A 25597-nucleotide genomic window follows, 5' to 3' on the forward strand; every position below is an offset into this window, starting at 1 on the left:
CGTTCTCAACGTTTGGACTTCATCATGAGTGCCACTCCCGGCAAGTCCGTCCCCGGCAGCACCGTGCCCGGCAAGCGCCCCGTCACCGTCCTGGGTCTCGGTCCCATGGGCCAGGCCCTCGCCGGGGCGTTCCTCGCGGCGGGTCACCCCACCACCGTGTGGAACCGCACCGCATCCCGTGCTGATTCCCTCGTGGGGCGGGGAGCCGTGCTCGCCGAGACCCCCGCGGCGGCCGTACGCGCCGCCGACCTGGTCGTGGTCTGCGTCCTCAACTACGACGCCGCCCTGTCCGTCCTCGACGCCGCGGGCGACGCCACCCAGGGACGTACGGTCGTCAACCTCACCGCCGACACCCCGGCCCGCGCCCGCGAGGCCGCCGCCTGGGCCGAGGCGCACGGGGTGACGTACCTCGACGGCGCCATCATGACCCCCACGGTCACCATCGGCACCCCGGACGCCGTCTACCTCTTCAGCGGCCCCGAGGCCGCCTACGAGACCCACCGCCCCACCCTCGACGCCCTCGCCGGAACGCCCACTTACCTCGGCGAGGACCACGCCCGTGCGGCCTCCCACGACGTGGCGCTCCTCGACCTGTGGTGGACCTCGGTCAGCGGCCTCGTCCACAGCTTCGCCCTCGCCCGCTCGCAGGGCGTCTCGGCCACCGACCTGGCCCCCTTCGCCAAGAACATCGGCAACCTCCTCACCTCCTGCATCGACGGCATGGCGAAGGACGCGGACGCCGGGGAGTACCCGGGCATCGTGAGCGACCTCAACTCCACCGCCACCGCCCTCGCCCACATCGCGCACGCCTCGGAGGAGGCCGGTCTGGACGCCTCGGTGCTCCGCGCCGCCCAGGCGGTCGCCGACCGGGGCGTCGCCGAGGGCCACGGCCATGAGGACCCGCTCAGCATGATCGAAACCATCGGGGGAGGGGCGGCCCGCTGGCCGGCCGGGGGCACGCCCGGGACGACGCAGCCCGTCAGCTCGCGAACACGAACAGCGTGAACGCGAAGAAGAGGCCCAGCAGCACCGGCCAGTAGAGCAGCGTCGGCAGCATGTTGTCCCGCCACTCCAGCGCCCGCACCTTGGTGTCCGAGCCGATCAGGATGGCGTTGACGAAGATGCCGGTGATCACGACGTACTGGGCGATCGCGAAGTATTCGAGATACGTCAGCGACGTGTCACCCGCGATCTCCCGGATCTGCTGCTGGTCGACGACCACGACCAGCAGCACCGTCACCGCGAAGGAGATCGCCGTCCACGTCGAGAACCCGTAGCGCGGATTCTTGCTGTCGTCCCGGGTGTTGACGAACAGCGTCAGGAACATCACCGCCGAGATGAAGAACGACTGGATCAGCCGGCCGGTCAGCGGGCCCGCCCAGTCCCGCTCCATCCCCATGTTGAAGTACAGCTCGGGCGCCGACTTGAAGGGCTTGTTCCAGTCGGTGAGGCCCTGGGTCATCGTGTAGTCGTGCTGGCCGAAGCTCCAGCCGGTGTAGTACGGGTTCCAGCCGGTGGTCAGGACGTCCTGGTCGAGGCCGATCCGGTCGTACTTCCACGGGGGGTACGAGGCGAAGTCGGGGACCAGTACGTCATTGGTGAAGTTGGCCTTCGACCACAGCCGCAGCCAGATGTTCTGCTTGTCCAGCGGGTAGCGCTTGTACTCGAACTTCTGGCGGAGCGTGAGATTGAAGTGCCAGCCCTTGAGACGCTGGCCGGCGGTGTTGGTGGTGTCGTACGCGTCGGTCAGCTCGTAGCCGTCCGGGGCCTCGGGGAAGACGACGCCCATGCTCGTCGCGGGCACGTCCTTGGCGTACCGCTGCCAGACGTACCCGCTGACCTCGACCTCCTGCGGGCCGGTGAACTTCGCGCTCTGGACGAAGACGCCGGTCGGGATCTTCCGCAGCTGCACGCCGGGCAGGGTCCTGGCGAAGTGGGCGTTCGTGTCGCCCTCGTCCATGACCGGGACGCCGACGATGCTGTCCGTCACCCGGTCGTCCGAGACCAGCTGCCAGACGGTGGCGATGCCGGTCACGAAGACCAGGGTCGCCACCACGGCCATCCACGCACACCGCTTCAGCGTCATCCGGTACGGCTTGAGGAGCGCCGCCGCCCCGAACATCGCCACCAGCGTGCAGGCGATGAGTAACGGCGCCCAGCCCTCCCGCAGTGTGTGGCCCGCCCGCGCATCCGAGCCGAAGAACCGGACCCCGCAGAGCACCGCCGCGACCACGGCCAGCGCGAGGAACAGGAAGTTCAGCCGCGCCGCCGTCCGCACCCGGCCGGGCGGCGGCACATCGGAACGCCTCGCGCGCGAGCTGATCATGCGTCCACCCTCGGACAGCACACCACCCTCCGCAATCGGAAGATCGCGAAGGGTGGCAGGAGTGAGGGGCTGGCCGGCCACCGAGTGGTTACGCCTGGCCGGGCGCGCGCACCGGGATGCTCGTCAGGAGCGGCGGGGCGGCCGGTGCGGTGAAGAAGTCGTTGCCCTTGTCGTCGACCACGACGAACGCGGGGAAGTCCTCGACCTCGATCTTCCAGACCGCCTCCATGCCGAGCTCCTCGTACTCGACGACCTCGACCTTCTTGATGCAGTCCTGGGCGAGGCGCGCGGCCGGGCCGCCGATGGAGCCCAGGTAGAAGCCGCCGTGCGCACCGCAGGCGTCGGTGACCTGCTTGGAGCGGTTGCCCTTGGCGAGCATGACCTTGGAGCCGCCCGCCGCCTGGAACTGCTCCACGTAGGAGTCCATCCGCCCGGCCGTCGTCGGGCCGAAGGAGCCGGAGGCGTAGCCCTCGGGGGTCTTGGCCGGACCGGCGTAGTAGACCGGGTGGTCCTTCAGGTACTGGGGCATCTCCTCGCCCGCGTCGAGCCGCTCCTTGATCTTGGCGTGCGCGATGTCGCGGGCCACGACCAGCGGGCCGGTGAGCGAGAGACGGGTCTTGACCGGGTACTTGGTCAGCTCGGCGAGGATCTCGTCCATGGGCCGGTTGAGGTCGATGCGCACGACGTCCTCCTCGGTGTCGAGGTGTTCGTCGGTGGTGTCCGGGAGGAAGCGCGCCGGGTCCTTCTCCAGCTCCTCCAGGAAGACGCCCTCGGCGGTGATCTTCGCGGTGGCCTGGCGGTCGGCGGAGCAGGAGACCGCGATGGCGACGGGCAGGGAGGCGCCGTGCCGGGGCAGACGTACCACCCGGACGTCGTGGCAGAAGTACTTGCCGCCGAACTGGGCGCCGATGCCGATCTTCTGCGTCAGCTCGAAGACCTTCTGCTCCAGCTCCTGGTCGCGGAAGCCGTGCCCGGTCGGCGAGCCCTCGGCGGGCAGCTCGTCCAGGTAGTGCGCGGAGGCGTACTTGGCGGTCTTCAGCGCGAACTCCGCCGACGTACCGCCGACCACGATCGCCAGGTGGTACGGAGGACAGGCCGCCGTGCCCAGCGAGCGGATCTTCTCCTCCAGGAACTTCATCATGGAGGCCTCGTTGAGGACCGCCTTGGTCTCCTGGAAGAGGAACGACTTGTTGGCCGAGCCGCCGCCCTTGGCCATGAAGAGGAACTTGTACGCGCCGCCGTCGGTCGCGTACAGCTCGATCTGCGCGGGCAGGTTCGAGCCGGTGTTCTTCTCGTCCCACATGGTCAGCGGGGCCATCTGCGAGTAGCGCAGGTTGAGCTTGGTGTACGCGTCGAAGATGCCGTGCGAGAGGGCCTTCTCGTCCTCGCCCGAGGTCAGTACGTTCTGGCCGCGCTTGCCCATCACGATCGCGGTGCCGGTGTCCTGGCACATGGGCAGGACACCCGCCGCCGCGATGTTCGCGTTCTTCAGGAGGTCCAGGGCGACGAACTTGTCGTTGCCGGAGGCCTCCGGGTCGTCGATGATGCGGCGCAGCTGCGCGAGGTGCGCGGGGCGCAGGTAGTGCGAGATGTCGTGCATCGCCTCGGCCGCCAGTTGGCGCAGGGCCTCCGGCTCGACCTTGAGGAACGTACGCCCGTCGGCCTCGAAGGTGGAGACACCCTCGGAGGTCACCAGCCGGTACGGCGTGGAGTCCTCTCCCAGCGGCAGCAGATCGGAGTACACAAACTCTGGCATTTCGGCCATTCCTCACTAGGCAGACGGCGTCGTCGCACCCCCATCGGTACGGCGCACCCTCCAGCGTAGAGCGGCCGCCCGCCCCGGAGTCAGTGAGGTAAGGCTCACCAGGGCCGCCGCCCGTGGCCGGCCGCCCCCCACCCGTCCCGCGCCGCGCCCGCCCCCAACCCCTGTCGCGATCTATCGCGTTTCGGTACGGTGGTCGGGTGGACCTCGAAAAGAAGCCTCAGCAGTCGCCTCCGGTGAAGGCCCCTCCGGTGCAGGCCCCTCCGGCGGAATCGCCCGCGCTCCGCGCCTCCGACGCCGACCGCGACCGGATCGCGGACATCCTGCGCGACGCCATGGCCGAGGGCCGTCTCGACGCGGAGGAGCACGGCGAGCGCATCGACGCCGTCTACCGCGCCAAGACCCTGGCCGAACTGGAGCCGCTGGTACGGGACCTGCCGGCCCCCGGCGGCCGGCCGGCGCCCGCCGTCACGGCCGCGTACGACCCGCACGGGCACGAACCGGCGGCGGTCGGCGCGCCGCCGGAGAACCTGGTCGCGATCTTCAGCAGCTCCACCCGCAAGGGGCGCTGGCGCGTCGCACCCCGCATCAACGCCTTCGCGCTGTTCGGGAGCATCGAGATCGACCTGACCGAGGCGCTGTTCGCGCAGCGGCTCACCACCGTCAACGCCACCTCCGTCTTCGGCAGCGTCGAGATCCGGGTCCCGGAGAACATCACCCTGCGCGGCAACGGCAGCGGCATCTTCGGCAACTTCGAGGTCCGCACCCTGGAGTCCGCCGACCCCGAGGCCCCCGTCGTCGTCATCAACGGCAACTCCGTCTTCGGCAACGTCGAGGCGAAGCCCAAGCGCGGCAAGCTCATCGCCGACCTGCACGATCGGCTGCGCAAGCACCTCGGGCACTGACCGGCCACCGGTGGAGCGCGCGCGGACCGCAGGCGGACTGCGCGCGGAATGCACCCTTCCGGGGGCGCGACACACCCTCTGCGCACTGGACACGGTTCGAAACCCTGTGCATAGGCGTGCGCACAGCGGGTAGGGACTGCGCATCGTCGCTCGCTCGCGAAGCCGTCGTCAGGAGTAGACCGTGCTGCAACCGCCGCATCAGTCCTTGCAGGTCGCCACCGTGCCCGCGCAGCGTGCGCCGGTCCCGGTCCGTGATCAGCGGGACCAGGCCGGCCCATGGCACACGGAGGCGGTGTGCCGCCGGGACGAAGCCGGGCTGTTCTTCGCCCCGTCGAAGGAGCCGACCGCCTCCAGGCTGGCCCGCGAGGAGGCCGCGAAGCGGGTTTGCGCCCGCTGTCCCGTGATGATCGCGTGCAGGGAGCACGCACTGCTCCAGCCCGAGCCGTACGGCGTCTGGGGCGGCCTGACGGCCGCCGAGCGCCGGGTGGTGCTGGCCAGGCGGCGCAGGCGTGAGATGGAGCTGAAGGCGGCGCCGGGCGCGGGAGACCACCGCATAGCGGGCTGAGACGCCGTCACGACGCGTTGGGGGCGGCCACCTCCTCGGAGGTGGCCGCCCCTACTTGCGTACCGGGAAACCTACTTCGCGCGGTCGAAGTCGATGGCGCTGTACGCGCGCAGCTTCGAGAGGCGGTGCGTGGAGTCGATCTGGCGGATGGTGCCCGACTTGGAGCGCATCACCAGGGACTGGGTGGTGGCGGTCGCCGAGCGGTAGCGGACGCCGCGCAGCAGCTCGCCGTCGGTGATGCCGGTGGCGACGAAGAACACGTTCTCGCCGCTGACCAGGTCGGTGGTGTGCAGGACGCGGTCCAGGTCGTGACCGGCGTCCAGCGCGCGCTGCTTCTCGGCCTCGTCCTTGGGCCACAGCTTGCCCTGGATGGTGCCGCCGAGGCACTTGATCGCACAGGCGCTGATGATGCCCTCGGGGGTGCCGCCGATGCCCATGAGCAGGTCGACGCCGGTCCCTTCCCGTACGGCCATGATCGAACCGGCGACGTCGCCGTCCGAGATGAACTTGATGCGGGCCCCGGTCTCCCGGATCTCCTTCACTATCCCCTCGTGGCGGGGACGGTCCAGGATGACGACCGTGACGTCCTCGGGGGTGGAGTTCTTGGCCTTGGCGACCCGGCGGATGTTGACCGAGACGGGGGCGTTGATGTCGACGAAGTCGGCGGCCTCGGGGCCGGTGACCAGCTTGTCCATGTAGAAGACGGCCGACGGGTCGAACATGGTGCCCCGGTCGGCGGCGGCCAGTACGGCGATCGCGTTGGGCATGCCCTTGGCGTTGAGCGTGGTGCCGTCGATCGGGTCGACGGCGATGTCGACCTCGGCGCCGGTGCCGTCGCCGATCCGCTCCCCGTTGAACAGCATCGGGGCTTCGTCCTTCTCGCCCTCGCCGATCACGACGACGCCGTTCATCGACACGGTCGAGACCAGGGTGCGCATGGCGTTGACCGCCGCACCGTCCGCGCCGATCTTGTCGCCGCGGCCGACCCAGCGGCCGGCGGCCATGGCTGCGGCCTCGGTGACGCGGACGAGTTCGAGGGCCAGGTTGCGGTCAGGGGCCTCGGCGGGAACATCGAGCGGAGACGGGAGCTGGTGCTCGGTCATCGGATGCGCACCTTTCTGTACGGCTGTGGCGGCGACGGCCGGGGGAGGGACGGTCCGTCGACTCTATCCGTACATCGACAAAATGAGCAGAGCGGGGCACGTATGAGCGGCATATCGGGCACGTCCCCGGTGCTTGCCCGGGGGTTCGCCGGGGGGTTCCCTGCGGGGCGGAACCGGGCATGGGGGACCATGGCTGGGTGGCAGCGAAGCGTGGCAATCAGAAGATCCGGGACATGGTGCTCTCGATGGCGGTCATCGGCGCCGTCGTCGCCGGCATCTACACCGTCATCCCGCACGACGAGAAGGCCGACCCGCTCAAGACGGTCGACTACCGGGTCGAACTCAGCACGGCCCAACGGTCCGCGCCGTACCCGGTCATGACACCGCAGGGCCTGTCCAAGGAGTGGCGCGCGACCTCGGTGACGTACCGCAAGAGCGAGGGCAGGGCCTGGCACCTCGGCTTCCTCGACCCGCAGAAGGAGTACGTGGCGGTCGAGCAGTCCACGGACGACCCCGCCAAGTACGTGCCGAAGGTCACCCTCTCCGCGAAGAACAGCGGGCAGACCAAGCAGGTCGGCGGGGCGGAGTGGCAGGTCTGGAAGGGCGAGAAGTACGACGCCCTGGTACGCACCGACAAGGGCGCGACCACGGTCGTCACGGGCACGGCCTCGGACGCGCGCCTGGCGGAGATGGCGGCGGCGCTGAAGGCGCAGTCGCCGAAGCCGCAGCAGTCGCAGTCGCAGTCGCCGTCGCCGGAGCCGAAGAAGAGCTGAGTACCGGCAGGCATACAGGCATGCGGAAGGGGCCGTCGCACCGTATCGGTGCGACGGCCCCTTCCGTATCTGCGTGACTCAGACGGTCGTGATGACCTCGTCGTAGGACAGGCGCGGGGAGCGCGGGAACCACGGGTTCTCGCCCGGCTTGCCGATGTTGACGACCATCAGCGGGGTGTGGTCGTCGTCCAGGAACTCCTTCTGGAGACCGGCGAAGTCGAAGCCCGTCATCGGGCCCGCGGCCAGACCGGCGGCACGGATGCCGACCAGGAAGTAACCGGCCTGAAGGGTCGCGTTGACCAGGGCGGCCTGCTCGCGGACCGGGCGCTCGGCGAAGAACGCGTCCTTGGCCTGCGGGAAGTGCGGGAACAGCGCCGGGAGCTCCTCGTGGAACTCGTTGTCGGCGGAGAGGATCGCGACCAGCGGGGCGGAGGCGGTCTTCGGCTGGTTGCCCTCGGCCATGTGGGCGACGAGGCGCTCGCGGGCCTCGGGGGAGCGGACCAGCGTGATGCGCAGCGGCGACTGGTTGAAGGCGGTCGGGCCGTACTTGACCAGGTCGTAGATCGCCTGGACCTGCTCCTCGGTCACCGGCTCGTCGCTGAACGTGTTGGCGGTGCGGGCCTCGCGGAAGAGGAGGTCCTGGGCGGCGGGGTCAAGAACGAGGGACATGCGTGGTGCCTTCCAGAAGTACAGGTGGATCAAGCGATGACCTCACCGTAGGACAGAGGTAGGTTAAGTTTCAACTAAATGGATGTGATCGTGGCGGGGCTCACACTGGGTGCCGCGCCACTTCTCACATCCCCTGTCCCACAACTCACGGGGTCCCGTTCTTCTTCCCTGCTGCCGAGGCGTACTTCTCCCAGACCCGCTGCGCGAGGGCGTTGCCGTTCTCGGCGCCCGGGCCGCCGACGCCCCGCATCGTCAGCAGCTGGGGGACGTCGGGTTTGGTGCGGAAGAGGGTGACGGCCGTGGTCAGGTCGTCCGCCCGGCCGACGAACCACGCCGACTGCATGTTGTCGTCCTTGCCGGTACGGCCCGCCGCGACGGAGCCGAGCGCCTGCCGCTCCGCCTGGGTCAGCGAGGAACGGGTCATCGCGAGGCGGCCGATGTCGAGCAGGGTGGCCTGTACGTCGAGGGCGACCCGGGGGTTCAGGGCGGCGCGGGGCTTCGGCTTCTCGAACCCCGGGAGCGCCAGGCCGTCGTGCTCGACCTTGGTCACCGAGTACGGCTCGACGCTCCGGCCCTCGTTGCCGAAGGTCGTGTACGCGGAGGCCATCCGGATCGCGCTGGGCGTGGACGTGCCCCGGGAGAAGTCCGCCGCCTCGGGGCGGGGCATGCTCGCCTCGTGCAGCCCGGCCGCGACAGCCGTCTCCTTGACCTTCTTCGGGCCGACGTCCTTGCCGAGCCGGGTGTAGGTGACGTTGCCGCCCTTGATCAGGGCGTCGCGCAGGGAGGTGCGGGAGGCGCGGTCGACAGTGGCGTGGGGGTCCAGCCGCAGTTCGGCGGCGAGCATCGGGTCGTCCGGATTGCGGATGCCGCTGCGGTCGTAGTAACTGGCCAGCGTGACCGCCCGGTCGTCGGTGGTGCCGTGCTGGAGGCCCGCGGCCAGTACGAACGGCTTGAAGGCGGAGCCCGCCGCGACCCCTGCCGTATCGGCGTTGTTGCTGAACCGCCGGACCGCGTCCTCGCCGCCGTACGCCGCGGTCAGCGCCCCGTCGCTGGGCCGCACGGACGCGGCGCCCACCTCGACGTAGCTGTCCTCCTTCCTCTTCTTCGGGTCGAGCGCCTGGGCGCGCGCCTGCTTCACGGCCTTCTCCAGCTCCGCGACCTTGGTCTTCTCGAAGGTGGTGCGGATGCGGTAACCGCCGCGCGAGAGGTCCTTGTCCGTCAGCCCCGACGCCTTCCTGATGTGCTTGTTGGCGATGTCGACCAGGTACCCGGTCTGACCGCCGAGGCTGGTGGGACGGGTCCGCTTGAGCGGCTCGGGGAAGATCCGGTACGTGTCCCGCTGCGCCTGCGGCATCTTCCCGGTCTGCACCTGCCGGTCGAGGATCCAGGCCCACCGCTGGACGGCCCGCTCGTGGTTCTTCCCGCTGCCGGCCGGGTCGTACTCCTCGGCACCCTTGAGCAGGGCGGCGAGCACGGCGGCCTGGCTGGGGTCGAGGTCCTTCGCCGGTATCCCGTAGTAGGCGCGCGCGGCGGCCTGGATCCCGTACGCCCCGCGCCCGAAGTAACTGGTGTTCAGATACCCCTGGAGGATCTCGTCCTTGGTCTTCTCGCGGCTCACCTTCAGCGCGATGAAGAACTCCTTCGCCTTGCGGGTGAGCGTCTGCTCCTGCGAGAGATAGGTGTTCTTCACGTACTGCTGGGTGATGGTGGAGCCGCCCTGCACCTCGCCGCCCCCGACGGAGGTGGTGAGGGCGCGCAGCAGGCCGGGCACGGAGATGCCCATGTCGTCGTAGAAGGTGTCGTTCTCGGCGGCCACGACCGCGCGCTCCACGGAGTCGGGGACCTCGGCGAGCGTGACGTCACGGCGGTGGATCGACCCCACACTGACCATGTGGCTGCCGTCGGCCCAGTAGTAGTCGGTCGACTGCTGCTTGGCCTCGGCGTTCTCCAGCGGAATGTCCACGCTCATGTACCCGAACACGAACACCCCCACCACCACGAGAACCCCACCCCCGAAGGCCCCCGCCACCCCCCGCCACGACGGCACCCACCGCCGCCACCCCACCTTCGCCGCCCGCCCTCCCCTCTTCCGCACCTTCCGCCGGGAACCACTCCTCTCCCGCCCCGCCCCGGTCTTCGCACGACGAACAGAAACGGCGGGACGGCCACACCGTCGCCTGTGGGTGGGGGAAACCATGCTCAGGCGACTCCTCTTTCACAGCCGCGACGCCGTGCCGCGGTTTACCTGAGTGGAGGTGTCGAAACGGCCTAGAGGTTGTCTCGGGAAGGTCTCGAATGCGACCGCCGACCTAAACTTTCACAACAGAAACCGCCCCAGAAAGACGAGTTGACGACATTCCGGACGGCCGGCCCCCCATGCCAAAATGGCCCGTCCACTCCGAGGAGTGGACGGGCCCGCGCCGAGGGTGAAACACGGGCCCGGTCCGTACCGGGTCTCCCCGGTCCGACCCGACTCTGATCCAGCAACCGCCGTAACTGCCGTCCCGTCAGGGCGCGAGCTGCCACAGGGCATCCATCGGCAGGGCTCGAATCCGGTCGCCGAAGGGCAGGGTCTGCTGTCCGGTGTAGAGGACGTAACCGGCGACGAAGCGGTCGCCGAGAAGGTTGGCGAGGTTGCGCAGCCCCGAGAGGTCTTCGGAGCGCACGGTGGCGCCGGCCTTGACCTCGACTCCAATCACGTCACCGCGCGGAGTTTCGATGACCGCGTCCACTTCGACCTTGTCCTTGGTCCGGTAGTGGAAGAGCCGCCCTTGCTGCTCGGACCAGGTGAGCTGGCGGGCCAGCTCCATGACGACGAGGTTCTCCAGTACGGCGCCGGCCGCGCCGTCGGGTTCGGCGAGCCGAGTGGCGTCCTGACCGGTCAGATGACAGGCGATGCCCGTATCGACGAAGGCGAGTTTCGGCGTACCCACGGCTCTTCCGGTCAGCCCCGAGGTCCAGGCCGGGATGGTCTTGATGAGGAAGACCGAGGTGAGCAGTTCGAGATAGCGCACCAGGGTGGTCCGTGGGATTCCGGAGGCCGTGGCAAGTGTGGCCGGGACAAGGAGCCCGCCGTTGCGGCCGGCCAGAAGACCGAGCAGTTTCAGGAGTTCGCCGTGCCGCTCAATGCTGGCGAGCTCCAGGACGTCACGCTCGATGAGTGTGGACAGGTAGGAATTGAAGAACGCGGTCCGGCGACGCGGGGCGCGCTTGACTGCCTCGGGAAAGCCGCCGATGACCGCACGGTCCAGATAGTCACGTTTGCGCAGGGTGGAGTTATGGCTGAGTCCGGGCCCGTGGGTGAAAGCGGCGTCGATGAACCCGTCCGGCCCACCGTGCAGCTCCCCCTGGGAGAACGGCCACAGCTCGATCACTTCCATACGGCCGGGCAGGGCATCCGGCAATGTCCTCATCGCCAGAATCCGGGAGGAACCGGTGAGGAGATAGCGTCCGGGTGCCGGGTCCAGGTCTACAGCCACCTTGATGGCGCTCAGCAGCTCCGGCGCGAGCTGGATCTCGTCGATGACCATCATCGAGTCGTGCTCGACGAACCCCGTTGGATCGTCCGCCGCCGCGCGGAAGGTCGCCGCATCATCCAGCAGGCGTAGGACCGGATTCGTCCTACGCCCGGCGGTCAGCCGGGTCAGCGTCGACTTCCCGGCCTGCCTTGCGCCATTGACCAACACCACGCGGGTGTCGTCGAGTGCTTCCGCGACGAGCCCTTCAGCGCGCCGCCGGATCAGATCGCTACGGGTCTCCATATCGCACAGAATGCCACCACCAGGAAAGATCAGTGGTCACTTAGACGGTTAGTCCGTGGTCATTCAGCCGGATGAGTGGCGGGCATTCGGACGGGCCGTCCCTCATCGATCACTCGTCGGAACCACGCCCCGAAGCCCAGCGCCAGGGACTTCGAACCCTCGGCGGGGTCAGCCTTCCGACGGATTCACTGTCTGAACGTTCCGTCCGGGAACTCCACCACGTCCGACCGCGAAATCAGGTGTATCACCGGGCGGTTCGACACGTGGCTGCGGTCGCTCGGCGCCAGGCGAACCCGGCTTCTCGTGCTGCGCCCCTCAGGCATCCGACGCGTCAGTGAACAGCATGCCGCTCGGTTGGAGCGATTCCGCCTCCGTCGCGGTGACGCAGTCCCGGCACGCCGCGGAGAGCTGGGGCGAGCCGCTGTGTCATGCCCGCAGTCGAAGCCCAGGTGGATGGCGTTGGTATATCAGGGGGACCATGAGGGCGAGCAGGAGGGCCGCAGGGTGCCGGTGACCTGCCCGAGTCCTGGTCCGTTTCCGGGACCACCGTTCGGTGTGACTGATAGTTTATGAAGATCACATCCTGGTGGGGGGAAAGCCGCCGGGGCTTGGAGATCAGGAAGACAATGCGCATTGCCCAGATCCTCGACAAGATAGACTCCGGCGACATCGCACTGCCGGAATTCCAGCGCGGATATGTATGGACCCGCGACCAGGTACGCGGATTCTTCCAGTCTCTCTACCGTAGTTACCCGATCGGCGGCTTTCTCACCTGGGGTGCCAAGGCTGAAAGCACACAGACCAGAGGGGGCCGGACCGACAGGGACGGCACTGTGAATCTTCTGCTGGACGGGCAGCAGCGAGTGACCACTCTCTACGGAGTGACCCGCGGTCGGCCTCCCCGCTTCTTCGAAGGGAACCCGGCAACGCTGACGGGGCTGCACTTCAACCTGGATACGGAGACGTTCGAGTTCTACGCACCGGCGAAGATGCAGGACAACCCCTTGTGGTTGGACGTTACCTCCCTCCTTCGAAACGGTCTGAGCTCTCACCTGCAGACGGTGAACCAACTGGCAGGCCGGGACACCGAGGTAATGTCCGCCTACATCGAACGCCTGAACCGCATCACCCAGATCATGGACCGAGAGGTCCACATCGACGAAGTCACAGGTGAGGACAAAACCGTCGATGTCGTCGTCGAAATCTTCAACAGGGTGAATTCCGGCGGCACCAAGCTCTCCAAAGGCGATCTGGCTCTGGCTGCGATCTGCGCCTCGTGGCCGGAAGCCCGGCCAACGATGAACGAGGCCCTGACGACTTGGTCCGCGGCAGGGTTCGACTTCAAGCTCGACTGGCTGTTGCGCAATGTCAACGCGGTACTCACAGGCGAGGCACAGTTCTCGAAACTCGCAGAGGTCGGAGTCCCTGCCTTCCGGGCCGGCTTGAAAGGGACCATCGACTCCGTCGACTACATGCTCAACGCGCTGGCCGGACGGCTGGGGCTCGACCACGGAAGGGTCCTCAGTGGCCGGGGCGCCTTCCCCGTCATGAGCCGTCTGCTCCACATCCACGACGGAAGGTTCCCCGACGGTACAACCCGCGACCGACTCTTCTACTGGTATGTCCACAGCTTCCTGTGGGGTCGTCACACGGGAGCGACGGAGACTGCGCTCAATCAGGATCTGCAGGCGCTCGACGACGGCGGAGTCGACCTGCTCATCGACGTGCTGCGGCGCAGCCACGGCGGTCGGCTGCAGGTGAGCCCCGACGACTTCGCGGGTGCCAGCATGGGATCGCGCTTCTATCCTCTGCTGTACATGCTCACGCGGGTCCAGGGCGCGCAGGATCTGGGCAGCGGGGTACCGCTGCGGGACGGCATGCTGGGCCGACTGAACTCCCTGCAGGTGCACCACATCTTTCCCAAGGCTCGCTTGCGAGCGCATGGGTACAGCCGCGCCGAGATCAACGCAGTGGCCAACTTCTGCTTCCTCACGCAGGACACCAACCTACGGGTCGGGGCCAAGAATCCCGCGGAGTACCTTCCAGAGATCACGATGCGTATGCCGGGCGCGCTGGAATCACAGTGGATCCCGGTGGATCCGCGACTCTGGCGAACCGAAAACTACCTGGAGTTCCTGGCCGCACGTCGTGAACTCCTGTCATACGCCGCAAACGACTTCTTGGACGCGCTCCACGATGGCCCAGCCCCTGTGGACCTCGTCTCTCCCTCGCGGTCCGGCCTTCCGCGTACCGCCGTGGCGGTGGCTGAACCAACCTCGTTCGACGACGTTCCCGGCCTCGCGGCACTTCTGTATGAAGTCAAGGAAGCGGGATTCGCGGCGCCCGACCTGGACAGCGAGGTGGTCGATCCGAGTACGGGGGAGGCGATCACCATCGCCACCGCCTACTGGCCTCATGGTCTCCAGGAGGAGGTAGGCGGGTCTGTGGTCCTGGCCATCGATACGACACCATCAGAGCAGGCAGCGATGGAAGCGAGCGACTATCGCGTGTTCCACAGCGCCGATGCCCTGCGCCGGTACGTCAGAAACATGCGCGCCGAGCACGCATCGACGTGACCTGAGACAGACGAGAGCAATCTGCACGGGACGCCGGGCGAAGCCACAGCGGTGCCGCGCCCGGCGCTCCCTCCACAGCGCCGGGCCCCCAGGTCACCGAACCCCGGCATCCGCCGAAACCTGGAGCCCCATCGCCACCCCTGACCACCCATGAAAAGCCAGCTCAAGGTGAGGACGAAGGGCCCGGACTCGATCGAGTCCGGACCCTTCTAAACTCCATGTTTGCCACGTCGAGTGACGTGGTGTTGTTTCGTCTCCGCTCACACGTTGAAGCGGAACTCCACCACGTCGCCGTCCTGCATGACGTACTCCTTGCCCTCCATGCGGGCCTTGCCCTTGGCGCGGGCTTCGGCTACCGAGCCGGTTTCCACCAGGTCGGCGAAGGAGATGACCTCGGCCTTGATGAAGCCCTTCTGGAAGTCGGTGTGGATGACACCGGCTGCCTCGGGGGCTGTGGCGCCCTGGGGGATGGTCCAGGCGCGGGTCTCCTTGGGGCCTGCCGTGAGGTAGGTCTGGAGGCCGAGGGTGGCGAAGCCGACGCGGCCCAGGGTGGCGAGGCCGGGCTCTTCCTGGCCCATGGACTGGAGGAGTTCGAGGGCTTCGTCGTCGTCGAGTTCGATCAGTTCCGATTCGATCTTGGCGTTGAGGAAGATCGCTTCGGCGGGGGCGACGATCGCGCGCTGCTCGTTCTTGAAGTCCTCGTCGACCAGTTCGTCCTCGTCGACGTTGAAGACGTAGAGGAAGGGCTTGGTGGTGAGGAGGTGGAGCTCGTGGAGGAGGTCGCCCTGCTCCGTGCCCTTGGTGATGCCGGCGGAGAAGAGGGTCTGGCCGGTTTCGAGGATGGCCTTGGCCTTCTCGACGGCGGCGAGGACCGCGATCTTCTCCTTCTGGAGGCGGGACTCCTTCGTGAGGCGCGGCACCGCCTTCTCGACGGACTGGAGGTCGGCGAGGATCAGCTCGGTGTTGATCGTCTCGATGTCGTCCTTGGGGGACACCTTGCCGTCGACGTGGACGACGTTCTCGTCCTTGAAGGCGCGGATGACCTGGCAGATCGCGTCGGACTCGCGGATGTTCGCGAGGAACTTGTTGCCGAGGCCCTCGCCCTCCGAGGCGCCGCGGACGATGCCGGCGATGTCGACGAAGTCGACCGTGGCGGGGAGGATCTTCTGGGAGTTGAAGATGCCTGCCAGGACCGCGAGGCGGGGGTCCGGGACGCCGACGACGCCGACGTTCGGCTCGATGGTGGCGAACGGGTAGTTGGCCGCCAGCACGTCGTTCTTGGTCAGGGCGTTGAAAAGGGTCGACTTGCCGACATTCGGCAGACCGACGATTCCGATCGTGAGCGACACGTTGGCGACTTCCCGTAGCGGAGAGGGTGGGCACCGGTCCGGAGTGGACCGACCGATCCCCCAGTTTACGGGCGGGGGGTGGGGGTGTCGTACGGGGCGGAGGGTGGGGGAAGAGTGGGTCCCGGAGTGGCTCCCGGAGCGGTTCGTGTCCGTACAGCGTCGAACTCAAGCCCAAGCTCGGCCAAAGGGCGTGTCCAAGCCCGGAATCCGTCGGTCCGGCGACCTACGTTGGTCCGGTGGAGCAACCCAGGACCCGACCTCGTCCCCCGCAGCGCAGGCCGCAGCCCGTTGCCGGGCAAGGGGGCAGTGCCGCGACCGTACGCCGGGACGGTGTCAGGAGCGGGCGGCAGGTGGCGCCCGTGGTGCTCGCGCTGCGGCGGTTTCCCAATCCCCGGCTGACCGGGCTGGGCAGCGGGCTCTTCGCCTCACTGACCATGTTCGTACTGGGGTGCCTGGACGCGCTGCTGTTCGGGGGGTCTCCGGTGGTCTACGGGGTGCTCTTCCTGCCGGTGAGCCTGCTGACCGCGCTGTGGGTGCGGCCAGCCGATCTCGTCACCGCGCCGATCAGCGTGCCGATCGCCTTCGCCTGCGGGCTGGTGCCCGTCGCGGGCGGCACCGACGGCGTGGGCAGCCGGTTCATGGCCGTCGTCACCGCCCTGGCCGTGCAGGCGGGGTGGCTGTACGGGGGCACGCTCGTCGCCGGTGTCGTCGCGAGCGTACGGAAGATCCGGCTGATGGGGCGCAAGCGGCGGCAGCAGCAGGCGCTGGGCGTGCGGCCCGTCGCTGTGCGGCGACCGCGGCCGCACAGCGAGTAGAGCCCCGCCGCGTCAGTGGCCGGCTGATTGGGCCGCCATGGCGGCTCCCACGATTCCCGCGTTGTTCTGCAGCTGGGCCGGGACCACTTCCGCGCGGATCCCCTCGATCAACGGCAGGAACTTCTCCGCCTTGCGGCTGACTCCGCCGCCGATGATGAAGAGGGACGGGGAGAAGAGCATCTCCACGTGCGCCAGGTACTTGGTGACCCGCTTGGCCCAGTGTTCCCAGGACAGGTCCTCGTCCTCCTTGGCCCTCGTCGACGCGTGCTTCTCCGCGTCGTGGCCGTGCAGCTCCAGGTGGCCCAGCTCGGTGTTGGGGACCAGCTTGCCGTCGAGGAAGAGGGCGCTGCCGATTCCCGTACCGAAGGTGAGCAGGAAGACCGTGCCCTTGCGGCCGGCGCCCGCGCCGAACGTCATCTCGGCGACGCCCGCCGCGTCCGCGTCGTTCAGGACGGTGACCGGCAGGCCCAGGCGCTTGCCCAGCAGGTCGCGGGCGTCCAGGTCCACCCAGCCCTTGTCGACGTTGGCGGCCGTGCGCGTGATGCCGTCCGTGACGACGCCCGGGAAGGTGATGCCGACCGGGCCCGACCAGCCGAAGTGATCGACGACTTCCTTGACGCCGTCGATCACGCTCTCCGGCGTCGCCGGGTGCGGGGTCAGTACCTTGTGCCTCGGCTCGGCCAGATCGCCCCGCTCCAGGTCCACGGGAGCGCCCTTGATGCCCGAACCGCCGATGTCCACTCCGAACACGTTCATGGGTTCCACGTTACGACGGACCACCGACAGTCACCGTCGGAGTGGACGAGAAGGGCGGAGCGGGGGCCCTGGGCGGGGTTACTTGCTGCCGAGGGCGGCGGCCTCCGCGCGCAGGTCGCGGCGCAGCTCCTTGGGGAGCGAGAAGGTGATCGACTCGTCGGCCGTCTTCACCGTCTCGACGTCGCCGTAGCCCCGCTCGGAGAGGTACTCCAGCACGCCGTCGACCAGGACGTCCGGTACGGAGGCGCCCGAGGTCAGGCCGACCGTCGTCACGCCCTCCAGCCACGACTCGTCGATCTCGCTCGCGAAGTCCACCAGGTGCGCGGCGGGGGCGCCGGCGTCCAGCGCGACCTCGACCATGCGGATGGAGTTGGAGGAGTTCTTGGAGCCCACGACGATGACGAGTTCCGCGTCCTCGGCCAGCTTCTTCACCGCGATCTGGCGGTTCTGGGTGGCGTAGCAGATGTCGTCGCTGGGCGGCGAGAGCAGGTTCGGGAACTTGCCCTTGAGGGCGTCGACCGTCTCCATCGTCTCGTCGACGGAGAGGGTGGTCTGGGAGAGCCAGACGACCTTCGACTCGTCGCGGACGGTGACGTTGGCGACGTCCTCGGGGCCGTCGACCAGGGTGATGTGGTCGGGGGCCTCGCCGGAGGTGCCGATGACCTCCTCGTGGCCCTCGTGGCCGATCAGCAGGATGTCGTAGTCGTCCTTCGCGTACCGGACGGCTTCCTTGTGGACCTTGGTGACCAGGGGGCAGGTCGCGTCGATCGTCGCGAGCTTGCGCTCCGCGGCCTCGGCGTGGACGGTCGGGGCGACGCCGTGCGCCGAGAACATCACGATGGAGCCCTCGGGGACCTCCGCCGTCTGCTCGACGAAGATCGCGCCCTTCTTCACCAGGGTCTGTACGACGTACTTGTTGTGGACGATCTCGTGCCGGACGTAGATCGGCGCACCGTACTGCTCAAGGGCCTTCTCGACGGCGATGACGGCGCGGTCCACGCCCGCGCAGTAGCCGCGGGGAGCGGCGAGCAGCACACGCTTGGCAGACGGGCGGGCAGGCGTAGAAGTCATGCCTCCCATCGTAAGGCCGTGCCCGACAGGCCAAAGATCGCGTAGCGGGCAAGACTGGACAGGTGCCCCACGGGCAGTCGACCAGTCGACGAAAGTGATGAGCGTGCGGAGGAACGATGGCCGGGACTGCTGACCGGGCGGGTGCGGGTGGTGTGGGCGGCGTGAGTGGTGCGGGTGGTTCGGGTGGTGCGGGGGGCGCGACCAGTACGGGCGGTGCGGGCCGGCTCAAGCGGAGCCTGGGATTTCGGGATCTGGTCGTCTACGGGCTGCTGTTCATCGCGCCCATGGCCCCGGTCGGTGTCTTCGGCACCCTCGACGCCAAGTCGCACGGTGCGGTGGCCCTCGTCTACCTCGTCGCGACGGTGGCGATGGCGTTCACCGCTTTCAGCTACGCACAGATGGTGCGGGTCGTCCCCCAGGCGGGCTCCGTCTTCGCGTACGCGCGCGTGGCGCTGGGCGAAGGGCCCGGATTCGTCGCCGGGTGGATGGCGATGCTCGACTACCTGCTGATCCCGGCCGTCGCGTACCTCTTCTCCGGGATCGCCCTGCACGCGCTCGTGCCGTCGGTGTCGCAGTGGGTGTGGACGGCGATCGCGGTGGTCGTGACGACCGCGCTCAACATGTGGGGAGTGCGGGCCGCCGCACGCGTCGGCTTCGCGGTGCTGGCGCTGGAGATCGTCGTGCTGCTGGTGTTCGTGGTGGCGGCGGTCGTGGTGCTCGCGCAGGACGGGGCCGAGCGGGACTGGCTGTCGCCGCTGACCGGGGACGGGTCCATGGGGTCCTTCTCGCTGGCGGCGGTGCTGGGTGCGGTGTCGGTGGCCGTGCTGTCGTACCTGGGTTTCGACGCGATCGCCTCCTTCGCGGAGGAGGTCACCGGGGGCTCGGCGAAGGTGGCCAGGGCGGTGCTGCTGTGCCTGGCGCTGGTCGGCGTGCTCTTCGTCGTACAGACGTACCTGGTGGCGCTGCTCTCGCCGGTCTCCGCCGCTGATCTCGCGGCCGATCCGGCGAAGCAGGGGACCGCCTTCTACGACGCGGTGGACGGGGCCGTCGGGGCGTGGCTGCACGACCTGGTGGCGGTGAGCAAGGCGATCGGTGCGGCGTTCGCCGCGCTGGCGGGGCAGGCGGCGGCCGGGCGGCTGCTGTTCGCGATGGCCCGGGAGCGGCGGCTGCCGAAGGTGCTGGCCAAGGTGGATCCCGGGTCCGGGGTGCCGAGGCTGGCGCTGGGGCTGGCGGCCGTGGTGACGCTGGTGGCGGCGGTGTGGGCGGCACGGCGCGATGACGGGATGGACCACCTGGTGTCGGTGGTCGACATCGGCGCCCTGACCGCCTTTGTGCTGTTGCACGCGTCGGTGGTGGGGTGGTTCGCGGTACGGCGGGAGGAGGGGGCGCCGGTGTGGTGGCGGCATGTGGTGGCGCCGGTGATTGGTGCGTTGATTGCGGTTGCGGTGATTTGGGAGGCGAGTCGGGCTGCGCAGGTGGTGGGGGTGGTGTGGCTGGTGGTGGGGTTGGTGGTGTTGGGGGCTCAGAGGGGGAGGGGGCGGGGGCAGGGGGTGGACGTGGGGGTGCGGTGAGGGGCGGGGCCGGGGGCGTGGGTGCTGAGCGGTGGCGGAGGTGGGGCGGGGGCGAGGGGCCGAGCGGGGTCGGGGGGCCGCCCCCTTGCCCGCCCGTTCCGCCCCCGGGGGGCGGCCCCGCCGCCCAAGGGGGCTAGGAGAGGGCAGGGGGGTTGTCGGTTGGGGTCGTTAGGGTCGGTGTATGGGTCTCAATACGTCAGCGGATGCGCCCCTGCCTGTCGGGCAGGTTTCCCGGTTGATCGGGGGGTGGATCGACCGGCTCGGTGCGGTCTGGGTCGAGGGGCAGATCACCCAGTTGTCGCGGCGGCCGGGGGCCGGGGTGGTCTTCCTGACCCTGCGCGATCCGTCGCACGACATCTCCGTGTCCGTGACCTGTTACCGGCAGGTGTTCGACGCGGTGGCCGACGTCGTGTCGGAGGGGGCGCGGGTCGTCGTCCACGCGAAGCCCGAGTGGTACGCGCCCCGGGGGCAGCTCTCGCTGCGGGCGACCGAGATCAAGCCGGTGGGCATCGGTGAACTGCTCGCCCGGCTGGAGCAGCTGAAGAAGTCCCTCGCCGCCGAAGGGCTCTTCGCGCTGGACCGGAAGCGGCAGCTGCCGTTCCTGCCGCAGCTCGTCGGGCTGGTGACGGGGCGGGCCTCCGCCGCCGAGCGGGACGTACTGGAGAACGCGCGGCGGCGCTGGCCCGCCGTCCGCTTCGAGGTGCGGAACGTGGCGGTCCAGGGCGTGCACGCGGTGCCCCAGGTGGTCCAGGCCGTGAAGGAGCTGGACGCGCTGCCCGAGGTGGACGTGATCATCGTGGCGCGGGGCGGCGGCAGCGTGGAGGACCTGCTGCCGTTCTCCGACGAGGAGCTGGTACGTGCCGTGGCGGCGGCCCGTACCCCCGTCGTCTCGGCGATCGGGCACGAGCCGGACTCGCCTCTCCTCGACCTGGTCGCCGACCTGCGGGCGTCCACGCCCACCGATGCGGCCAAGAAGGTCGTCCCCGACGTGGGTGAGGAGCTCGACCGGGTGCAGGGGCTGCGCGACCGGGCGCTGCGTACCGTGCGGGGACTGCTCGACCGGGAGGAGCGCGGGCTGGCGTCCGCGCTGGCCAGGCCCGTCATGGAGCGGCCGCAGCGGATGGTCGAGGAGCGGGAGGCCGAGGTCGACGCGCTCGTGGCGCGCAGTCGGCGGACGCTGGGGCACCTGCTGGACCGGGCCGACTCGGAGCTCTCGCACACCCACGCGCGCGTGGTCGCACTGTCTCCCGCGGCGACGCTGGAGCGGGGGTACGCGGTGCTCCAGAAGGAGGACGGCGCGGTGGTGCGGGCCGCGGACGAGGTCGCCGGGGGCGAGGAGCTCCGGGCGCGAGTGGCGGAGGGGGAGTTTGTGGTGCGGGTGGTGGAGTAGTGCCTCTTCCTCGCGGGCCCTCTGCCCCGCAGGCGTTGTCGGACCTCGGACTTAAGGTGAATCGCATGGCCAAGACGGACGCAGCCGCCGCCGGGACCGAAGTCGGTTACGAGCAGGCGCGGGACGAGTTGATCGAAGTCGTACGAAGGCTCGAAATGGGCGGTACGACCCTGGAGGAGTCGCTGGCGCTCTGGGAGCGCGGCGAGGAGCTGGCGAAGGTGTGCCGACGCTGGCTGGAGGGTGCTCGGGCCCGGCTTGACGCGGCACTGGGGGAGGAAGAGGCCGAGGAGGAGGCCGGGGAGGAGTCCCGGTAGGGCTTCCGTGCCGCCTCCCGGGAACGCCCGTTCAAATTCCCGGGTGATTTTTGTTATGCCGCCGTTCGCGTCCGGTCTCCCATGTGGTGGAGCAAGATGCCGTACGGACCGAGCAGGCGGAGAAGGGGCGGGAGACCGTGAACAGGGAACACGGAGTCGCGACGATCGTGGCGGCGCAGAGCGGTGATCCGCAGGCGCAGGACGCGCTCGTGGCGGCCTCTCTGCCGCTCGTCTACAACATCGTCGGCCGGGCGCTGAACGGGCACTCCGACGTCGACGACGTCGTGCAGGAAACCATGCTCCGGGCCCTCGACGGGCTGCCCGGGCTCCGTATCCCGGAGAGCTTCCGGTCCTGGCTCGTGGCCATCGCGATGAACGAGGTCCGGCGGCACTGGCAGCGCGAGCAGCTGCCGGTGGACGCGCAGCTGCCGGAGGGGCGGGAGCCCGCCGACCCCGGTTCCGACTTCGTCGGGCTGACCATCGTCCGGATGGGGCTCTCCGGGCAGCGCAAGGAGACCGTCGAGGCCACCCGGTGGCTCGACGCCGACGACCGCGCGCTGCTGTCCCTGTGGTGGCTGGAGGCGGCGGGGGAGCTGACCCGCGCCGAGGTGGCGACCGCGCTTGAGCTGGCGCCGGACCACACGGCCGTACGCGTGCAGCGCATGAAGGCGCAGCTGGAGGGGGCCCGGGTGGTGGTGCGCGCCCTGGCCGCCGTACCGGCGTGCGGGCAGCTGCGGGACGTGCTCGCGCCCTGGGACGGGGTGCCCTCCGCGCTCTGGCGGAAGCGAATATCGCGGCACGCGAAGGAGTGCGCGGTCTGTTCCGGGCACCGGAGCGGGCTGGTTCCGGCGGAAGGACTGCTGGCCGGGTTCGGGCTCGTACCGGTGGCGGGGGTACTGGTGGAGCTGGTGCGGCTGGCGATACGGGACGGGGCGGGGCCGGCCGGCCGGACCGGGGCCACCGGAGCCACCGAGACCGTGGCCCACGCCCGGTTCACCCCGCAGCACAGCCCACGGTCCAGCCCTCAGCCTGCTCCTCACGACCAGGCCTACGGCGGCCCCGAGGCCGCCACCGCCGCCATCCCCTCCGTCGCCCCCGGCCGCCCCTCCCGCACCGACCTCCGCCGCCAGCGCACCCGCCGCCGGCGCCAGGTCGTCGGCGCCGCGGCCGTACTGCTGCTGGTCGGTGGCGGCATCGGTGCCGTCCAGCTGTTCTCCGGCGGTACGGAGGGCGAGCCCAGCACCTCCGTGGCCGACGCCGCCCGGACCTCCGGGCCCGCCCTGCCCAGCGCCAGCACCACCCACAGCCCCTCGGCCCCGCCCACGACCGCCTCGCCCACCGCGTCCGCGACCGCGAGCGCCACCCCCACCCGCAAGACCCCCAGCCCCACCAGGTCCGCCTCGCGGCCCGCCCCGCCCCCGGCCCCCAAGCCCACCCGTACCAAGACGCCCAGCCGCCCGGCCCCGCCGCCCGCGCCCGCGCCCGCTGGGCCCGCCCAGGAGGTCGTCGCCCTGATCAACTCCGAGCGGGCCAAGGCGGGCTGCTCCCCGGTGACCACCAACGGCCTGCTCAACACCGCCGCCCAGCGGCACTCCGCCGACATGATCGCGCGCGGCTACTTCGACCACACCAGCCCCGACGGCGACGGCCCCGGCGAGCGCGTCACCGCCGCGGGCTACAAATGGACCACGTACGGGGAGAACATCGCGGCGGGCCAGTCCAGCCCCGCCAAGGTCATGGAAACCTGGATGAACAGCCCCGGCCACCGCGCCAACATCCTCAACTGCGCCTTCAAGGAAGTCGGCATCGGAATCGCGGGCCCCTCCGGCGGCCCGCACTGGACCCAGGTGTTCGGCGCCAGGTAGCCCGGCCGCAGCCGGGCCACCTGGCGCGCGGCCTCACTGCCGGAAGAGCGCGTTCAGGTCGCTGTGCGGCACCGCGCCCGCCACCGAGTCGTACGTCCCCGACGTCAGCAGTTCCTCGGTGGCCCGGCGCGCGACCGCGTACGCCGCGCCCGCCACCGCGCCGCCCAGGCTGATCCGCGCCACCCCCAGCTCCGCCAGCTCGGCGACGGCCGGGGCGCCCGGGCCCACCAGCAGGTTCAGCGGTACGTCGACGGCCGCGACCAGGGCGGCGATCGTCTCGGGGTCCGTCACCCCGGGGACGAAGACGCCGCTGGCGCCCGCCCCGACGTACGCGTGCATCCGCCCGATGGTCTCCTGGAGCCGTCCCGACTCCTCGCCGAGGCCGAACAGGTAGGTGTCGATACGGGCGTTGAGGTAGAGCGGGATGCCGGACTTGTCGGCGGCGGCCCGCGCGGCGGCGATGCGGCCCGCCTGCTCCATGGGCGTACGGGTGCCGTCCTCCAGGTTGACGCCGACCGCGCCCGCCGCGATCACGGCGGCCACCGTCTCGCCCACGCCCTCGGCGGTGTCCGCGAAGCCGCCCTCGATGTCGGCGGTCACCGGTACCCGCACGGCGTCCGCGACGCGCCCGATCAGCTCGACGGCCCGGTCGCGGTCCAGTACGGCGCCGTCGGGCACGCCCAGGCTCCAGGCGACACCCGCGCTGGTGGTGGCCACGGCGGCGGCCCCGGCCTGCTCGATGACCAGTGCGCTGGCCACGTCCCAGGCGTTGGGGAGGAGGAGCGGGGCACCGGGCGTGCGGTGCAGGGAGTGCAGGAGGGCGGCTTTGTCGTGCTGGGCGGCGGTCCGTGCTGCGTTTTCCGAAGTCATGCGGACAGTCCAGCAGTTCGCGGCGCCGAAGGCAGGCGAATTTCCGACCTCACCTCCGCCACGTACGATCTGCGCGGCACCCCCCGCACCGCGCCGACGAGGAGCACCCCACTGATGGCGATACCGCCGCCGCCCCCCGAGCAGCCCTGGAACGAACCGCAGCAGCCGACCCCGCCGGGCCCGCCGCAGCCGGGGTACGGCACGCCCTACGGTCAGTCCCCGTACGGTGCCCAGCCTTACGGTGCCCAGCCTTACGGTGCCCAGCCCTACGGCCCCCAGCCGTACGGCGGCATCCCGCCCTACGGCATGCCGCCCGCCCCGCCGAAGACCAACGGCCTGGCCATCGGTTCCCTCATCGCCGGCATCGTCTGCTGCCTCCCGCCGCTGGGCCTGGTGCTCGGCCTGGTCGCGCTGTCTCAGATCAAGAAGCGCGGTGAGAGCGGCAAGGGGATGGCCGTCGCGGGCATCGTGCTGTCCTCGCTCAGCGTCCTGCTCACCCTGGTCTTCGTGCTGACCGGCGGTCCCGCCGCGTTCAAGGAGGGCTTCGAGCGGGGGGCGAGCGGCAGTTCCCTGTCGGTCGAGGACCTGCGCATCGGGCAGTGCTTCGACACCCCCTCGGGTTCGCTGGAGGGCACCACGTACGACGTGGAGGTCATCGACTGCGCGGAGCCGCACGACGGCGAGGTGTTCGGCACCTTCGACCTGGCCGACACCTCGGCGTACCCGGGCGACGAGAAGATCGGCACCATCGCCGACGGGAAGTGCGCCACCGCAGAGGAGAGCTACACGGGCGGCGGCGCGGCCTCGGCGGACTCGTACTACCTGATGCCGGACAAGAACGCCTGGCGGCTGGGCGACCGGGGGGTCACCTGCGTCTTCGGCAACGAGTCAGGCGACAAGCTCACCGGAACGCTTCGCGACGGCGGTACGGACGGCGGCACGGACAGCGTCACGGGCGGTGGCCCTGGCGGTGATACGGGTGCGACGTCAGGTAACGACGGGTCCGGTGGGACCAGCGGGTCGGGTGGTTCCGGCGGGACCGGTGGCAGCTCCGAGGGCGATGTGGCCGGAGTGGGCGAAGAGGTGTAATGCCCCGCGCCCCTTACCGGGGGAAACATGCCTGCGTAAAGGGGAATCATCACATCGAGTGAAACTC

Annotated in this window: 21 protein-coding genes; 11 read left to right on the forward strand and 10 right to left on the reverse strand. The window is 69.7% G+C overall.

Going from position 1 to position 25597, the window contains the following annotated elements:
- Positions 1-24: 24 nt before the first annotated feature.
- A complete protein-coding gene (locus tag ACZ5PB_RS24410) occupies positions 25-1005 on the forward strand; it encodes an NAD(P)-dependent oxidoreductase (protein ID WP_468693845.1) in 981 nt (326 codons plus the stop codon).
- Here the strand turns inward: ACZ5PB_RS24410 and ACZ5PB_RS24415 are convergent.
- Together ACZ5PB_RS24415 and ACZ5PB_RS24420 are read right to left on the reverse strand one after the other, a co-directional pair.
- Positions 980-2326: a hypothetical protein gene (locus tag ACZ5PB_RS24415; RefSeq protein WP_468693846.1), complete on the reverse strand. Its 1347-nt coding sequence runs from the start codon at positions 2324-2326 to the stop codon at positions 980-982. The genes ACZ5PB_RS24410 and ACZ5PB_RS24415 overlap by 26 nt on opposite strands.
- Positions 2327-2414: 88 nt before the next feature.
- Positions 2415-4082, reverse strand: a complete 1668-nt coding sequence (locus ACZ5PB_RS24420) for a fumarate hydratase (RefSeq protein WP_468693847.1) — start codon at positions 4080-4082, stop codon at positions 2415-2417.
- A gap of 206 nt (positions 4083-4288) precedes the next feature.
- Between ACZ5PB_RS24420 and ACZ5PB_RS24425 the strand changes: the two genes are divergently transcribed.
- Entirely contained in the window at positions 4289-4993 is a 705-nt protein-coding gene (locus tag ACZ5PB_RS24425; RefSeq protein WP_468693848.1) for a DUF1707 SHOCT-like domain-containing protein, read from the forward strand.
- Positions 4994-5174: 181 nt separating this feature from the next.
- Complete coding sequence (locus ACZ5PB_RS24430) at positions 5175-5558, forward strand: WhiB family transcriptional regulator (RefSeq protein WP_468693849.1); 384 nt, start codon at positions 5175-5177, stop codon at positions 5556-5558.
- Positions 5559-5629: 71 nt separating this feature from the next.
- Here ACZ5PB_RS24430 and glpX read toward each other — a convergent pair whose 3' ends face one another.
- Entirely contained in the window at positions 5630-6661 is a 1032-nt protein-coding gene (glpX, locus tag ACZ5PB_RS24435; RefSeq protein ID WP_468693850.1) for a class II fructose-bisphosphatase, read from the reverse strand.
- Between the two features lie 197 nt (positions 6662-6858).
- Here glpX and ACZ5PB_RS24440 point away from each other — a divergent pair, with 197 nt between their 5' ends.
- Entirely contained in the window at positions 6859-7434 is a 576-nt protein-coding gene (locus ACZ5PB_RS24440) for a DUF4245 domain-containing protein (protein WP_468693851.1), read from the forward strand.
- 78 nt (positions 7435-7512) lie between these two features.
- On the opposite strand, the gene ACZ5PB_RS24445 is transcribed toward ACZ5PB_RS24440, so the two are convergent.
- The 3 genes from ACZ5PB_RS24445 to ACZ5PB_RS24455 form a co-directional block, all read right to left on the reverse strand.
- Positions 7513-8103: a malonic semialdehyde reductase gene (locus ACZ5PB_RS24445; protein WP_468693852.1), complete on the reverse strand. Its 591-nt coding sequence runs from the start codon at positions 8101-8103 to the stop codon at positions 7513-7515.
- 145 nt (positions 8104-8248) lie between these two features.
- Positions 8249-10072 (reverse strand): transglycosylase domain-containing protein, encoded by a 1824-nt coding sequence (locus tag ACZ5PB_RS24450; RefSeq protein ID WP_468693853.1) that lies wholly within the window; start codon positions 10070-10072, stop codon positions 8249-8251.
- Between the two features lie 538 nt (positions 10073-10610).
- Entirely contained in the window at positions 10611-11864 is a 1254-nt protein-coding gene (locus tag ACZ5PB_RS24455) for an ATP-binding protein (RefSeq protein ID WP_468693854.1), read from the reverse strand.
- 626 nt (positions 11865-12490) lie between these two features.
- Between ACZ5PB_RS24455 and ACZ5PB_RS24460 the strand changes: the two genes are divergently transcribed.
- Positions 12491-14440, forward strand: a complete 1950-nt coding sequence (locus ACZ5PB_RS24460; RefSeq protein WP_468693855.1) for a GmrSD restriction endonuclease domain-containing protein — start codon at positions 12491-12493, stop codon at positions 14438-14440.
- Between the two features lie 260 nt (positions 14441-14700).
- On the opposite strand, the gene ychF is transcribed toward ACZ5PB_RS24460, so the two are convergent.
- Positions 14701-15789: a redox-regulated ATPase YchF gene (ychF, locus tag ACZ5PB_RS24465; RefSeq protein ID WP_468693856.1), complete on the reverse strand. Its 1089-nt coding sequence runs from the start codon at positions 15787-15789 to the stop codon at positions 14701-14703.
- A 236-nt stretch (positions 15790-16025) separates the two neighbouring features.
- Between ychF and ACZ5PB_RS24470 the strand changes: the two genes are divergently transcribed.
- The gene (locus ACZ5PB_RS24470) at positions 16026-16604 is read left to right on the forward strand and encodes a DUF6542 domain-containing protein (protein WP_468693857.1); all 579 of its coding nucleotides are present in this window, start codon (positions 16026-16028) and stop codon (positions 16602-16604) included.
- 12 nt (positions 16605-16616) lie between these two features.
- Here ACZ5PB_RS24470 and ppgK read toward each other — a convergent pair whose 3' ends face one another.
- Together ppgK and ACZ5PB_RS24480 are read right to left on the reverse strand one after the other, a co-directional pair.
- Positions 16617-17360, reverse strand: coding sequence for a polyphosphate--glucose phosphotransferase (gene ppgK / locus ACZ5PB_RS24475; protein ID WP_468693858.1), 744 nt, complete (start codon positions 17358-17360; stop codon positions 16617-16619).
- A 78-nt stretch (positions 17361-17438) separates the two neighbouring features.
- Positions 17439-18440 (reverse strand): 4-hydroxy-3-methylbut-2-enyl diphosphate reductase, encoded by a 1002-nt coding sequence (locus ACZ5PB_RS24480; RefSeq protein ID WP_468693859.1) that lies wholly within the window; start codon positions 18438-18440, stop codon positions 17439-17441.
- A gap of 107 nt (positions 18441-18547) precedes the next feature.
- On the opposite strand from ACZ5PB_RS24480, the gene ACZ5PB_RS24485 reads away from it, so the two are divergent.
- The 4 genes from ACZ5PB_RS24485 (at position 18548) to ACZ5PB_RS24500 (ending at position 23571) form a co-directional block, all read left to right on the forward strand.
- Positions 18548-20002 carry an APC family permease gene (locus ACZ5PB_RS24485; protein WP_468693860.1) on the forward strand — a complete coding sequence of 485 codons (1455 nt, stop codon included), beginning with the start codon at positions 18548-18550 and terminating at the stop codon, positions 20000-20002.
- Between the two features lie 181 nt (positions 20003-20183).
- On the forward strand, positions 20184-21392 hold the full coding sequence (gene xseA / locus ACZ5PB_RS24490; protein ID WP_468693861.1) for an exodeoxyribonuclease VII large subunit: 1209 nt from the start codon (positions 20184-20186) through the stop codon (positions 21390-21392).
- Positions 21393-21457: 65 nt separating this feature from the next.
- Positions 21458-21706, forward strand: coding sequence for an exodeoxyribonuclease VII small subunit (locus ACZ5PB_RS24495; protein ID WP_468693862.1), 249 nt, complete (start codon positions 21458-21460; stop codon positions 21704-21706).
- Positions 21707-21843: 137 nt separating this feature from the next.
- Positions 21844-23571 (forward strand): sigma-70 family RNA polymerase sigma factor, encoded by a 1728-nt coding sequence (locus ACZ5PB_RS24500; RefSeq protein ID WP_468693897.1) that lies wholly within the window; start codon positions 21844-21846, stop codon positions 23569-23571.
- Between the two features lie 33 nt (positions 23572-23604).
- Here ACZ5PB_RS24500 and ACZ5PB_RS24505 read toward each other — a convergent pair whose 3' ends face one another.
- The gene (locus ACZ5PB_RS24505) at positions 23605-24441 is read right to left on the reverse strand and encodes an isocitrate lyase/PEP mutase family protein (protein ID WP_468693863.1); all 837 of its coding nucleotides are present in this window, start codon (positions 24439-24441) and stop codon (positions 23605-23607) included.
- Between the two features lie 114 nt (positions 24442-24555).
- Between ACZ5PB_RS24505 and ACZ5PB_RS24510 the strand changes: the two genes are divergently transcribed.
- A complete protein-coding gene (locus ACZ5PB_RS24510) occupies positions 24556-25530 on the forward strand; it encodes a DUF4190 domain-containing protein (protein WP_468693864.1) in 975 nt (324 codons plus the stop codon).
- The last annotated feature ends 67 nt before the right edge of the window (positions 25531-25597 follow it).

The organism is Streptomyces sp. NPDC032721, assembly GCF_055579625.1.

Coding starts and splice junctions, on each gene's coding strand:
- ACZ5PB_RS24505 (WP_468693863.1), bottom strand. CDS start 24,441: ATGACTTCGGAAAACGCAGCACGGACCGCCGCCCAGCACGACAAAGCC.
- ACZ5PB_RS24450 (WP_468693853.1), bottom strand. CDS start 10,072: ATGAGCGTGGACATTCCGCTGGAGAACGCCGAGGCCAAGCAGCAGTCG.
- ACZ5PB_RS24485 (WP_468693860.1), top strand. CDS start 18,548: ATGGCCGGGACTGCTGACCGGGCGGGTGCGGGTGGTGTGGGCGGCGTG.
- ACZ5PB_RS24410 (WP_468693845.1), top strand. CDS start 25: ATGAGTGCCACTCCCGGCAAGTCCGTCCCCGGCAGCACCGTGCCCGGC.
- ACZ5PB_RS24420 (WP_468693847.1), bottom strand. CDS start 4,082: ATGCCAGAGTTTGTGTACTCCGATCTGCTGCCGCTGGGAGAGGACTCC.
- ACZ5PB_RS24495 (WP_468693862.1), top strand. CDS start 21,458: ATGGCCAAGACGGACGCAGCCGCCGCCGGGACCGAAGTCGGTTACGAG.
- ACZ5PB_RS24460 (WP_468693855.1), top strand. CDS start 12,491: ATGCGCATTGCCCAGATCCTCGACAAGATAGACTCCGGCGACATCGCA.
- glpX (WP_468693850.1), bottom strand. CDS start 6,661: ATGACCGAGCACCAGCTCCCGTCTCCGCTCGATGTTCCCGCCGAGGCC.
- ACZ5PB_RS24455 (WP_468693854.1), bottom strand. CDS start 11,864: ATGGAGACCCGTAGCGATCTGATCCGGCGGCGCGCTGAAGGGCTCGTC.
- xseA (WP_468693861.1), top strand. CDS start 20,184: ATGGGTCTCAATACGTCAGCGGATGCGCCCCTGCCTGTCGGGCAGGTT.
- ACZ5PB_RS24510 (WP_468693864.1), top strand. CDS start 24,556: ATGGCGATACCGCCGCCGCCCCCCGAGCAGCCCTGGAACGAACCGCAG.
- ACZ5PB_RS24445 (WP_468693852.1), bottom strand. CDS start 8,103: ATGTCCCTCGTTCTTGACCCCGCCGCCCAGGACCTCCTCTTCCGCGAG.
- ACZ5PB_RS24415 (WP_468693846.1), bottom strand. CDS start 2,326: ATGATCAGCTCGCGCGCGAGGCGTTCCGATGTGCCGCCGCCCGGCCGG.
- ACZ5PB_RS24480 (WP_468693859.1), bottom strand. CDS start 18,440: ATGGGAGGCATGACTTCTACGCCTGCCCGCCCGTCTGCCAAGCGTGTG.
- ppgK (WP_468693858.1), bottom strand. CDS start 17,360: ATGAACGTGTTCGGAGTGGACATCGGCGGTTCGGGCATCAAGGGCGCT.